This window comes from Streptomyces sp. NPDC003248, assembly GCF_055563235.1.
On sequence record NZ_JBVHDT010000004.1, the window covers coordinates 207,266 to 219,513 of the forward strand.

General features: G+C 75.2%; 7 protein-coding genes. 4 read left to right on the forward strand and 3 right to left on the reverse strand.

Annotated features, from left to right (window positions below; translation table 11 throughout):
• The first annotated feature begins 73 nt into the window (after nucleotides 1–73).
• Nucleotides 74–787 (forward strand): PepSY domain-containing protein, encoded by a 714-nt coding sequence (locus ACZ3KJ_RS12590; RefSeq protein ID WP_467526512.1) that lies wholly within the window; start codon nucleotides 74–76, stop codon nucleotides 785–787.
• Between the two features lie 80 nt (nucleotides 788–867).
• Here ACZ3KJ_RS12590 and ACZ3KJ_RS12595 read toward each other — a convergent pair whose 3' ends face one another.
• Nucleotides 868–4,605 (reverse strand): nSTAND1 domain-containing NTPase, encoded by a 3,738-nt coding sequence (locus tag ACZ3KJ_RS12595; RefSeq protein WP_467526513.1) that lies wholly within the window; start codon nucleotides 4,603–4,605, stop codon nucleotides 868–870.
• 177 nt (nucleotides 4,606–4,782) lie between these two features.
• Between ACZ3KJ_RS12595 and ACZ3KJ_RS12600 the strand changes: the two genes are divergently transcribed.
• The gene (locus ACZ3KJ_RS12600; protein ID WP_467526514.1) at nucleotides 4,783–5,208 is read left to right on the forward strand and encodes a hypothetical protein; all 426 of its coding nucleotides are present in this window, start codon (nucleotides 4,783–4,785) and stop codon (nucleotides 5,206–5,208) included.
• A 51-nt stretch (nucleotides 5,209–5,259) separates the two neighbouring features.
• Here ACZ3KJ_RS12600 and meaB read toward each other — a convergent pair whose 3' ends face one another.
• Entirely contained in the window at nucleotides 5,260–6,216 is a 957-nt protein-coding gene (gene meaB, locus ACZ3KJ_RS12605) for a methylmalonyl Co-A mutase-associated GTPase MeaB (RefSeq protein ID WP_467526515.1), read from the reverse strand.
• Nucleotides 6,217–6,253: 37 nt separating this feature from the next.
• Nucleotides 6,254–7,456: an acetyl-CoA C-acetyltransferase gene (locus tag ACZ3KJ_RS12610; RefSeq protein ID WP_467526516.1), complete on the reverse strand. Its 1,203-nt coding sequence runs from the start codon at nucleotides 7,454–7,456 to the stop codon at nucleotides 6,254–6,256.
• Nucleotides 7,457–7,606: 150 nt separating this feature from the next.
• Here ACZ3KJ_RS12610 and mce point away from each other — a divergent pair, with 150 nt between their 5' ends.
• Together mce and scy are read left to right on the forward strand one after the other, a co-directional pair.
• A complete protein-coding gene (gene mce, locus ACZ3KJ_RS12615) occupies nucleotides 7,607–8,047 on the forward strand; it encodes a methylmalonyl-CoA epimerase (protein ID WP_467526517.1) in 441 nt (146 codons plus the stop codon).
• 233 nt (nucleotides 8,048–8,280) lie between these two features.
• A complete protein-coding gene (gene scy, locus ACZ3KJ_RS12620) occupies nucleotides 8,281–12,195 on the forward strand; it encodes a polarized growth protein Scy (protein WP_467526518.1) in 3,915 nt (1,304 codons plus the stop codon).
• The last annotated feature ends 53 nt before the right edge of the window (nucleotides 12,196–12,248 follow it).

Below are 12,248 nucleotides of genomic sequence, written 5' to 3' on the forward strand. Positions count from 1 at the left end.
TCAGCGTCGATCGGCGAAGGTGGGGCCCGTCGCGCCGAAACGGTGCGATCGACCTGTAACGGGAGGAAACCTCATGAAGCGCAAGCTCGTCATCGCCGCCGTCGCCGCGACCGCCGTGATCGGCGCGGGCACGGCCGTCGCCTTCGCGGACGACGACGCCGGAAGCGGAGCGCGGGCCGAGGTGAGCGGCACGCGGGCCGAGGTGAGCGGCACGCGGGCCGAGGTGAGCGACGCGCGGGTCCGGACGAGCGACGCGCGGTCGCAGGGAGGCACCGCGCGGGCCGACGACGGCACCACCCGGCTCACCGCCGCCCAGTCCGTTGCCGCGGCCCTGGAGGCGCGGCCCGGCACGGCCCTCTCCGCCGAGCTCGACGACGACGGCAGCGGCAGCGGCAGCGCCAGCGGCCCCGGCTGGGAGGTCGACGTCCTCGGCGAGGGCACCACCTCCTACACCGTCCGCGTGGACCCGTCGGACGGCCGGATCCTGGGCACGGAGACCGACCGCGACGACGACGCCGACGACACCGGCGAGCGCCGCCTGCTGAAGGGCGCCGGCGTCACGGCCGCGCAGGCCGCCGAGGCCGCCGCCGCGAAGGGCGTCGTCACCTCGGTCGGCCTGGACGACGACGGCACCGGAAGCTGGGAGGTGGAGACCACCGACTCCGCGGGCCGGGAGCACGACTGGACCGTCGGCCTGAAGAACGCCGAGGTCACCGCCGACCGCCACGACACGGACGCCGACGACGTCACCGACGACCACGAAGACCACGACGACCACGACGACTGACCCGACGCCAGGCGAGGGAGGCGCGGGCTGATACCCCGCACACCATCCCGCGCCCCCTCCGTCCCGCTCCGCTCAGTCCCTCAGTCCCCCTCCGCGCACGTGCGCCGGTAACCGATCCCGGGCACCCGCACCCGCCACTCGTCCTCCGTCAGCGGCGCCCCGGCCGCCGCGCACACCCGCCGTTCGGCCTCCTCGGTGGCCGTGGTCCACACCCGTGCCGTGTAGCCCGCCGCCGTGACGACGGTCCGTCCGTCCGCGCTCACGGCCGCGTCGCCGAACGGCTCACCGGGACTGTCCAGCCGTTCCCGCAGGACGGGCTGGGGACGGCCGACGTCCCACAGCAGCGCCGCCCCGTCCTCGCCGGCCGTGAGCAGCGTGCCCGTGCGCCGGGCGAAGGCCAGCGCGGCGATGTGGCGGGTGTGGCCGAGCAGCGGCCGCGGGTCGCCGGCCGGCCGGTGCCGGGCCCCGTCGGGGTCGAGCCGCCACAGCAGGACCGCCCCGTCCCGGCCGCCGGAGGCGAGCAGCGCGCCCCGCCCGGCGAAGGCCACGTCGGTGACCATCGCGGTGTGGCGGGCCCGCGCCCACAGCGGCCGGGGCCGCCCCCGTCCCCGGGTGTCCCAGAGCCGTACGGCGTGGTCGGCCTCCGCCGTCGCGAGCACCGTGCCGCCGAGCCCGAAGGCGACCGCCTGGACGCCCTTGGCGCCGTCCAGGCGGGCGCGTTCGGCGAGGCGGCCGCCGGTGGAGACGTCCCAGAGCCGCGCCCCCGTCTCGCGGCCGGCGCTGGCGAGTTGCCCGCCGTCCGGTCCGAAGGCCACGTCGTTGACGGCCTGCCGGTGGACGGTGGCGTGGTCAAGGACGCGTACGGCGCCCGGGCGCCGTACGTCCCACAGGGTGATCCGTCCGTCCCAGGCTCCGGTGGCGAGCCGGGTGCCGGCCGGGTCGAAGGCGACGGCGGACACCCACGCGGGGTGCGGCAGGGCGGCCAGGCGCCGGGGGCGGGCCGGATCGCGTACGTCCCACAGCGCGGCGGTGCCGTCGAGGGCGGCGGTGGCGGCACGGGCGTGCGCGTCGTCGAGGGCGACGGCGTAGACCTGGCCGGCGTGGCCGAGGAGCAGCGGCAGCGGCAGCCGCCAGACGGAGGCGGTGCCGCCGGCGGCCGCCCCCGCGTACAGGTCGCGGCCGCCGGGGCCCCAGGCCACGGACTGCAACCCGTTCGGGTGGGCGAGGGTGGTCAGCGTCAACCCGGTGTGCGGGTGGCGCAGTTGCAGGCCCCCCGCCTCCCCGGCGACCGCGAGCAGGGAGCCGTCGGGGCTGTAGGCCATCCCGGTCGTGTAGCCCTCCGCGCGCTGTCCCGTCCGGGTCCTGGCGGTGCAGCGGCCGCCGCGGTCCAGGGCGCACATCCACACGTCGCGGTCGGACAGTCCGGCGGCGAGGTGCCGGCCGTCGGGGCTGAGCGCGGCCTCGCCGACCGAGGCGCCCGTGAAGGACACGCTGCCGGCCGCCTCGTACGCGAGGCGGCGCGTGCCGCGCGCCCAGACCGTGGCCCGTCCGTCCTCGCCCCCGGTGGCGAGCCGGGAGCCGTCCCGGCTGAACGACACGGAGTACAGGGCGCGGCCGGAGACCCGGTGGACCACCGGTCCGCGCGGCCGGTCCGGGTCCGTCAGGTCCCACAGCCGCAGCGCCCCGTCCGCGCCGGCCACGGCGAGGGTCCGCCCGTCGGGCGCGAACCGGGCGTCACGCGCTCCACCGTCCGCCCACACCACCCCGCCGGGCCGGGCGGACCCCCCGTCGACCCGCCACACCCGGGTCTCCACCGTGTCCGCCACGACGAGACTCCGTCCGTCCGCCGCGAACCCGAGCCCCCACACGGCGTGCCGCGCCCCGAGCCGCACCTCGCCCGTCATCCGCGCCCCGCGCCACAGCCGTACCACTCCCTGGCGGGTGCCGACGGCCGTGGTCCCGTCCCGGCCGAAGGCGAACGCCGAGACGGCGGCGTCGTTGCCCGGCAGCGGGGTGGGGTGGGGCAGGCCCGTGCTGCTGAGCAGCGCGCCGCGGGCGGCCGGCAGGCCCGGGGCCCGGCGGTGGGCGGCGACGGAGAGGGTGGCGGCGAGGGCCGGGTCGGCGGTGCGCAGGGCGCTGATCCGCTCGGTCAGGGCGACCGCCTCGGCCTCCCGCGCCCGACGCGTCGCCAGGTCGCCCTGCCGGCGCGCCTCCCGCCCGTTCTCGAACGCCACCGAGGCGACGATCAGCAGCAGCCCCAGCAGCCCGGCGAGGGCGGCCAGCGCCCGCCGCAGCCGGCGCAGCCCGCGGTCGGCCTCCCGGCGGCCGGCCGCCAGGAACGCGCGCTCGGCCGCGGTGAGCCGCCGGGGATGATCGGCCGCCCACTGCTCGGCCACCGCCAACGCGGCCCCCTGGAGCAGCAGTGCGGGCGCACGGCCGGCGTCGGCCCAGGCGCGGGCGGCCTCGGTGAGCCGCTGGTGCGTGCGCAGTCCCGCCCGGTCGGCGTCGATCCAGCCGGCCAGCCGCGGCCAGGCCCGCAGCAGCGCCTCGTGGGTGATCTCGACCCGGTCGCCGTCGACGGTGAACAGCCGGGCCCGTGTGAACGCCTCCAGCACCTCCTGGGCCCCGGCCACCAGCCGGTCCCGCTCCACGTGCCGTCTGCTGTCCGCGCCCTCCTCCCCGACCCGGACCAGTTGCAGCGTCAGCTGCCGTGCCACGTCCCGCTGTACGGGCGACAGATCGAGGTACGTCCGCTCCGCGGTGGCGGCGATCGCCCCCTGGATCCCGCCGGTCCGGCGGTACCCGGCCACCGTGATCCGCCGGCCGGTGCGCTGCTGCCAGGTGGCCAGCAGGGCGTACGACAGCAGGGGCAGCGTTCCGGGTTCGTGACCGCGGCCGGCCGGGTCGAGGTCGTGCAGCAGGACGTCGAGGAGGCCGGGTTCGATCTCCAGTCCCGCCAGTTCGGCGGGCCGGGTCACGCACGCGGCGAGTTCGTCGCGGCTCATCGCGCCCAGCGCCGTCGGCCGGCGCTGGACGGCGCCGACGAGCGCCGGGTGGGTGAGGCAGCGGTCGAAGAAGTCGGCGCGCACGGCGATCACGACGAGCGGCAGCGCGCACAGGGCGTCGACGAAGGCGGCCCGCTCGGCGGGGTCCGCGCAGAGCGTGAACGCCTCCTCGAACTGGTCCACGACCAGCAGCAGTCCGGGCGCCTCTCCCGGCGCCGCCCCGGCGCGGATCCGCCCGGCGAGCGCGCCCTCGCCGGTGTCGAGGTGACCGGCGAGGGCGCGGGCCAGGGCGTCGACCGGGCGGGCGGTGGGCGTCATGACGACGCCGTGCCACGGCCGGCCGTCCGGTCCGGGGAGCGCGCCCTCCGCCACGGCGGGCAGCAGTCCGGCCCTCAGCAGCGAGGACTTGCCGGACCCCGAGGCACCGAACACGACGACGGGCCCGCCGCCGCTGCGGACGGCTTCGGCGACCCGGTCCACCAGCGCGGTCGTCGCCCTCTCCCGGCCGAAGAACCAGCGGGCGTCGTCCCTGCCGTAGTGGTCGAGGCCGCGGTACGGGCACGGGGTCGCCCGCTGCCCGGGCAGGGCGCCCGGTGTCTCGCACAGGCGGCGCAGGGTTGTGCCGGAGTCGAGCGCCGCGTCCAGTCTCGCGGCGAGCTCGCGGTGCGGGCGCTTGCGGCCGTGCTCGACGTTCGACAGGTGGCTCTTGCTGTAGTTCACCCGCTTGGCGAGCTCGGAGAGTGACAGGCCCCGCTCGTGGCGGATCCGCCGCATCGCCTCCGCGAAGTCCTCCGCGACCGTCTCCTCATGCACCGCGTTCCCCCAGCTCAGAGCCTGTATTCCGACGGTCCCGGGATGGGGTACGCGCCGGATCTAGCCTGCCGGTCCGGCGGCGGGCACGGTGGTGTCGGCGGGCCGGATCAGCACTTTGGGTGACGGATCCCGGGGCCCGCCGTCCCTTCCATCCGAGCAGAGAACGGAGGCATGTCCATGCCCGAAAAGAGCATGCGGATCAGGTGCGCGGTGGGTGCGGCGACGGTGGCGGCGGTCCTCGCCGGCACGGCCGCCGGCCCGGCGCTGTCGGCGACGCGGGAGCCGGTGCGGCCCGCGCACACGACGGCCTGCTCGGTCGGCGGCCCCAAGAGCGGGGCCCGCGCGACCGTCTCGTGGACGAACCGGTCCGCCACGGTGAACCTCACGGTGTGGGACGACGAGACCTGGCTGCGCCCGACCAAGGCGTTCGTCCAGGCGTACGCGGGCAGCACCTACGTCGGCGGCCGGGACCTCACCGCCGACGAGGGGCAGGCGCACGGCTCGTTCCCGTTCACCACGAACAGGACCGGCGGCATCACCTCGGTGAAGCTGTGGACCAAGTCGGGTGTGAGCGAGAGCGTCGTACGCACCTGCAAGCGCTGAGGTGAGCGGGCGGGGTTCACCCCTCGGTGAGCCCCGCCGTCAGTTCGGGGTTCACCCCTCGGTGAGCCCCGCGACCAGTTCGTCGGCCGCCCGGTACGGGTCCAGCTCCCCGGCGACGATCCGCTCCGCCAGGGTGCCGAGCCGCCGGTCGCCGTGCAGGTCGCCGATCCGTTCGCGCAGGGCGGTGACGGCGATCGTCTCGACCTCGCGGGCGGCGCGGGCGCGGCGGCGTTCGGCGAGGACGCCGCGCTCCTCCATCCACGCGCGGTGCTTCTCCAGGGCCTCGACGACCTCGTCGAGGCCCTCGGCGCGGGCCGCCACCGTCTTGACGATCGGCGGGCGCCAGTCGCCGGGGCCGCGTGCCTCGCCCAGCCCGAGCATGTGGTTCAGTTCGCGGGCGGTGGCGTCGGCGCCGTCCCGGTCGGCCTTGTTGACGACGTAGACGTCGCCGATCTCCAGGATCCCGGCCTTGGCGGCCTGGATGCCGTCCCCCATGCCGGGGGCCAGCAGGACCACGGACGTGTCCGCCTGGGAGGCGATCTCGACCTCCGACTGGCCGACGCCGACCGTCTCGACCAGGATCACGTCGCAGCCCGCCGCGTCCAGGACGCGGATCGCCTGCGGGGCCGCCCAGGCCAGACCGCCGAGGTGGCCGCGGGTCGCCATGGAGCGGATGTAGACGCCCGGGTCGGAGGCGTGCTCCGCCATCCGGACCCGGTCGCCGAGCAGGGCCCCGCCGGAGAACGGCGACGAGGGGTCGACGGCCAGGACGCCGACCCGCCGGCCCCGCTTGCGGTACGCCGTCACCAGCGCCGAGGCGGACGTCGACTTGCCCACGCCCGGCGAGCCGGTCAGGCCCACCACGTAGGCGTTGCCGGTCAGCGGCGCCAGGGCCGCCATGACCTCCCTGAGCTGCGGGGACGCCCCCTCCACCAGGGAGATCAGCCGGGCCACGGCCCGGGGCCGGCCTTCCCTGGCCCCGGCGACCAGCGAGGAGACGTCCTGCATCACAGCTCCGTTCGGGACGAAGGGGCGTACCGGTGGCTCAGGCCTTGGGTACCCGCACGATCAGCGCGTCACCCTGGCCGCCGCCGCCGCACAGCGCGGCCGCGCCGACCCCGCCGCCCCGCCGCTTCAGCTCCAGGGCCAGGTGCAGCACGAGCCGGGCGCCGGACATGCCGATCGGGTGACCGAGGGCGATGGCACCGCCGTTGACGTTCACCTTTTCCGTGGAAACGCCGAGGTCGTTCATTGACTGGACCGCGACGGCGGCGAAGGCCTCGTTGATCTCGATGAGGTCGAGGTCGGCGACCTCCAGGCCCTCCTTCTTCAGGGCGTGCAGGATGGCGTTGGACGGCTGCGACTGCAAAGAGTTGTCCGGTCCGGCGACGTTGCCGTGGGCGCCGATCTCGGCGATCCACTCCAGGCCCAGCTCCTGCGCCTTGGCCTTGCTCATCACGACCACGGCCGCCGCGCCGTCGGAGATCTGCGAGGCCGACCCCGCGGTGATCGTGCCGTCCTTGGCGAAGGCCGGACGGAGCTTGCCGAGCGACTCGGCGGTGGTCTCCGGGCGGATGCCCTCGTCCTTGCTGAAGACGACCGGCTCGCCCTTGCGCTGCGGGATCTCGACCGGGGTGATCTCGGCCTCGAACAGGCCGTTCTTCTGGGCGGCGGCGGCCCGCTGGTGGGAGAGGGCCGCGATCTCGTCCTGCTCCGGCCGGGCGATGCCCAGACGCGTGTTGTGCTTCTCCGTGGACTCGCCCATGGCGACGCCCTCGAAGGAGTCGGTCAGTCCGTCGTGGGCCATCGCGTCGAGCATCTCGATCGCGCCGTACTTGAAGCCCTCGCGGGACTTCGGCAGCAGGTGGGGGGCGTTCGTCATGGACTCCTGGCCGCCCGCGACGACCACGTCGAACTCACCCGCGCGGATCAGCTGGTCGGCCAGCGCGATCGCGTCCAGGCCGGACAGGCAGACCTTGTTGATCGTGAGCGCCGGCACGTTCATCGGGATGCCGGCCTTGACCGCCGCCTGGCGGGCCGGGATCTGCCCCGCGCCGGCCTGGAGCACCTGGCCCATGATCACGTACTGCACCTGGTCGCCCCCGATCCCCGCACGGTCGAGGGCGGCCTTGATGGCGAAGCCGCCGAGGTCGGCTCCGGAGAAGGACTTCAGCGAGCCGAGCAAGCGGCCCATGGGCGTCCGCGCGCCCGCGACGATCACCGAGGTCGTGCTGTTCGTTGCGGTCATGAGCTGCGATCCCCTTACCGGCCTGCACGGGCCGAGGAGTGAACGAGGGTTTACTTCGAATGTACTGAGGGGCAGCCCACACCGTCACCGGGCCGTCGGTGTGATCGCGCGCACGTTGCGTAACCACCTCCGGAGCGTTGCACTGAGTCCATGCTGACGCGAATCGACCACATCGGGATCGCCTGCCACGACCTCGACGCGACCGTCGAGTTCTACCGCTCCACGTACGGCTTCGAGGTGTTCCATACCGAGGTCAACGAGGAGCAGGGCGTGCGCGAGGCCATGCTCAAGATCAACGATACGTCCGACGGCGGCGCCTCGTACCTCCAGCTGCTGGAGCCTGTCCGGGAGGATTCCACGGTCGCCAAATGGCTGGCGAAGAACGGCGAGGGCGTCCACCACATCGCCTTCGGTACGGCGGATGTGGACGGCGACGCCACGGACATCCGCTCCAAGGGCGTACGCGTTCTGTACGAAGAGCCCCGACGCGGCTCCATGGGGTCACGAATCACCTTCCTGCACCCAAAGGATTGCCATGGCGTACTGACAGAACTGGTCACTTCGGCGCCTGTTGAGTCACCTGAGCACTGACCCTCGTACATAGGGGCCGGTAGGGTTGGGGGCGGTCGTCGCTCATCACGGGCGACCGTTGTCCTGCCGTCCCGGCGGCAGGACCAGCCGGGGTCCGGGTTTCGGGGGGCGAGGGTCGGGGCAGCAGCCCGTGCTCCGCCGTCGATCTGACACCATTCCCCGGGGGCCCCGTTCGGCGGATGGACGGAGCTCGGTTCACAAGCTTGCGACCAGGGGACGGATGGGACCGCGCAGTGCGGGGCTACGAGAGCCAGGAGCGGGAGCCGGCGGCTGACGTCGACCACCTCACTCGGTTCGAAGCCGAGATGAAACGGCTGAAGACTGAGCGGGAAAAGGCGATCCAGCACGCCGAGGACCTCGGCTACCAGGTCGAGGTGCTGCGCGCCAAGTTGCACGAGGCGCGGCGCACCATCATGTCCCGGCCCGCCTTCGACGGCGGTGACCTCGGCTATCAGGCCGAACAGTTGCTGCGCAACGCGCAGGTGCAGGCCGACCAGCTGCGCGCCGACGCCGAGCGCGAGCTGAGCCAGGCGCGGGCGCAGACCCAGCGCATCCTCCAGGAGCACGCCGAGCAGGCGGCCCGGCTCCAGGCGGAGCTGCACGCGGAGGCGGTGGCCCGCCGGCAGCAGCTCGACCAGGAGCTGGCGGAGCGCCGGCAGACGGTCGAGTCGCACGTCAACGAGAACGTGGCGTGGGCCGAACAGCTGCGCGCCCGCACCGAGTCCCAGGCCCGCCGTCTCCTCGACGAGTCGCGCGCCGAGGCCGAGCAGGCGATGGCGGCCGCGCGCGCCGAGGCCGAACGGCTGACCGCCGAGGCCCGCCAGCGGCTCCAGAGCGAGGCCGAGGGCGCCCGCGCGGAGGCCGAGCAGCTCCTGCGCCGCGCCCGCGCGGACGCCGAGCGCCTGCTGAACGCCGCGTCGGCGCAGGCCCAGGAGGCCACCGACCACGCCGAGCAGCTGCGTTCGTCCACCGCGTCCGAGTCGGACGCGGCCCGCCGGCAGGCCCAGGAGCTGAGCCGGACCGCCGAGCAGCGCATCGCGGAGGCCGACACGGCGCTGCGCGAGGCCCGCACGGAGGCGGAGAAGCTCCTCGCCGAGGCCAAGGCGGCCGCCGAGAAGGCGCTCCAGACCGCCGAGTCGACCAACGAGCAGCGCACCCGTACGGCGAAGGAGCAGGTCGCCCGGCTGGTCAGCGAGGCCACCAAGGAGGCCGAGGCCACCCGGACGGACGCCGAGCAGATCGTCGCCGACGCCCGCGCCGAGGCGGAGAAGCTCCTCGCCGAGGCGGCCGAGAAGGCCCGCACGATCACGGCCGAGGAGAGCGCGACCCAGCTGTCCAAGGCGGCCAAGACCGCCGAGGACGTCCTCAACAAGGCGCAGGAGGACGCGCAGCGCACCACCAAGGCCGCCGCCGAGGAGGCCGAGCGCATCCGCCGGGAGGCCGAGGCCGAGGCGGACCGGCTGCGGGCCGAGGCGCACGACATCGCCGAGCAGCTCAAGGGCGCGGCGAAGGACGACACCAAGGAGTACCGCGCCAAGACGGTCGAGCTCCAGGAGGAGGCCCGCCGGCTGCGCGGCGAGGCCGAGCAGCTGCGCGCCGACGCGGTCGCCGAGGGCGAGAAGATCCGCGCGGAGGCCCGCAAGGAGGCCGTCCAGCAGATCGAGGAGGCGGCCAAGACCGCCGAGGAGCTGCTGTCCAAGGCGAAGGCCGACGCGGACGAGCTGCGCCAGAAGGCCACCACGGACAGCGAGAAGGTCCGCACCGAGGCCATCGAGCGGGCGACGACGCTGCGCCGGCAGGCCGAGGAGACCCTCCAGCGCACCCGCCAGGAGGCCGACCGGCTCCGCGAGGAGGCCGCCGAGCGGGCCGAGGCCCTCACCGCGGACGCCGAGCGGGCCGCGCGCGAACTGCGCGAGGAGACCGAACGGGCCGTTCGGGCCCGGCAGGCCGAGGCCGCCGAGGAGCTGGCCCGGCTCCAGTCGGAGGCCGAGCAGCGGCTCGCCGCCGCCGAGCAGGCGCTGGACGACGCCCGGGAGGAGGCCGCGCGGATCCGTCGCGAGGCCGCCGAGGAGAGCGAGCGGCTGCGGTCGGAGGCCGCGGAGCGGATCCGGGCGCTCCAGCGGCAGGCGGCCGAGGAGGCCGACCGGCTGCGCACCGAGGCCGCCGCCGACGCGTCCGCCTCGCGGGCCGAGGGCGAGGCCGTCGCCGTACGGCTGCGGTCGGAGGCCGCGGCCGAGGCGGAGCGGCTGAAGTCGGAGGCGCAGGACACCGCGGACCGGGTGCGCGCGGAGGCGCAGGCCGCCGCCGAGCGGCTGGCGGCCGAGGCGTCCGAGACGCTGGCCGCCGCCCAGGAGGAGGCCGCCCGGCGCCGCCGCGAGGCCGAGGAACTCCTCGGCGCGGCCCGCCAGGAGGCCGGCCAGGAGCGTGAGCGGGCCCGCGAGCAGAGCGAGGAGCTGCTGGCGTCGGCGCGCAAGCGCGTGGAGGACGCGCAGGCCGAGGCCGTACGCCTGGTGGAGGAGGCCGACCGGCGCGCCGGCGAGATGGTCGCGGCGGCGGAACTCCACGCCCAGCAGGTGCGGGACTCCGTGGCCGGGCTGCACGAGCAGGCCCAGGAGGAGATCGCCGGGCTGCGCAGTGCCGCCGAGCACGCGGCGGACCGTACGCGGCGGGAGGCCGAGGAGGAGGCGGACCGGGTCCGCGGCGACGCCTACGCCGAGCGGGAGCGGGCCGCCGAGGACGCGGGCCGGGTCCGGCGCGAGGCGAGCGAGGAGTCGGAGGCGGCGCGGGCGCTGGCCGAGCGGACCGTCGGCGAGGCGATCGCGGAGGCGGAGCGGCTGCGCTCGGAGGCCTCCGCGCACGCCCAGCGGGTGCGTACGGAGGCGTCGGACGCCCTCGCGGAGGCCGACCAGGCCGCGGCCCGCACCCGGGCCGACGCCCGCGAGGACGCCAACCGCATCCGTTCGGACGCGGCGACGCAGGCGGACGCCCTCATCACGGAGGCGCGTTCGGAGGCGGAGCGCCTCCAGACGGAGACCATCGCCGAGGCCGAGCGCCTGACGACCGAGACGGCCGCGGAGGCCGACCGGGTGCGCACCGAGGCGGTGGACGAGGCCGAGCGGCTGCGCACCGAGTCGGTCGCCCGGGCGGAGAAGCTGGTCGGGGACGCCACCGACGAGGCGGAGCGGCTGCGTGCCGAGGCCGCCGCGACGGTCGGGTCCGCGCGCCAGCACGCCGAGCGGGTCCGGGTCGAGTCCGAGCGCGTCAAGGCGGAGGCGGCCGCGGAGGCCGACCGGATGATGAGCGTGGCGCGCGACGAGGCCGACCGGACGCTGGACGAGGCCCGACAGGAGGCCAACAAGCGGCGTTCGGAGGCGGCCGAGCAGGTCGACACGCTCATCACGGAGACCGCCGCCGAGGCGGACAAGCTGCTCACCGAGGCGCAGCAGCAGGCGCTGAAGACCACCGCGGAGGCGGAGGCGCAGGCCGACACGATGGTCGGCGCGGCCCGCCAGGAGGCCGCGCGGCTCGTCTCGGAGGCGACGGTCGAGGGCAACGCGCGGGTGGAGAAGGCCCGTACGGACGCGGACGAGCTGCTCGTCGGCGCCCGCCGGGACGCGACCGCCATAAGGGAGCGGGCCGAGGAGCTGCGCGACCGCATCACCTCCGAGATCGAGGAGCTGCACGAGCGGGCCCGCCGCGAGGCCGCCGAGACGATGAAGTCGACCGGCGACCGCTGCGACGCGCTCATCAAGGCCGCCGAGGAGCAGCTGGCCAAGGCTCAGGCCAAGGCCAAGGAGCTGGTGTCGGAGGCGAACTCGGAGGCGGGCAAGGTCCGCATCGCCGCGGTGAAGAAGGCCGAGGGGCTGCTCAAGGAGGCCGAGCAGAAGAAGGCCACGCTGGTCAAGGAGGCCGAGGAGCTCAAGGCCGAGGCGATCCGCGAGGCCCGGCGCACGGTCGAGGAGGGCAAGCGCGAGCTGGAGGTGCTGGTCCGCCGGCGCGAGGACATCAACGCGGAGATCTCGCGGGTCCAGGACGTGCTGGAGGCGCTCGAGTCGTTCGAGGCGCCCTCGTCGGGCAAGGACGGTGGCGTCAAGGCGGGCGCGACGGTCGGAGCCCCCCGTTCGGGTGGCAAGTCGTCAGATAGCTAGCGGAATGTGAGAATTCCGTTGAAATCTGAGGTGTTTGAGCAGGTTTGTAGCGA

Excerpts from the sequence above, each read along its gene's own strand:
- ACZ3KJ_RS12590 (WP_467526512.1), top strand. The coding sequence starts at position 74 with ATGAAGCGCAAGCTCGTCATCGCCGCCGTCGCCGCGACCGCCGTGATC.
- ACZ3KJ_RS12600 (WP_467526514.1), top strand. The coding sequence starts at position 4,783 with ATGCCCGAAAAGAGCATGCGGATCAGGTGCGCGGTGGGTGCGGCGACG.
- meaB (WP_467526515.1), bottom strand. The coding sequence starts at position 6,216 with ATGCAGGACGTCTCCTCGCTGGTCGCCGGGGCCAGGGAAGGCCGGCCC.
- ACZ3KJ_RS12610 (WP_467526516.1), bottom strand. The coding sequence starts at position 7,456 with ATGACCGCAACGAACAGCACGACCTCGGTGATCGTCGCGGGCGCGCGG.
- mce (WP_467526517.1), top strand. The coding sequence starts at position 7,607 with ATGCTGACGCGAATCGACCACATCGGGATCGCCTGCCACGACCTCGAC.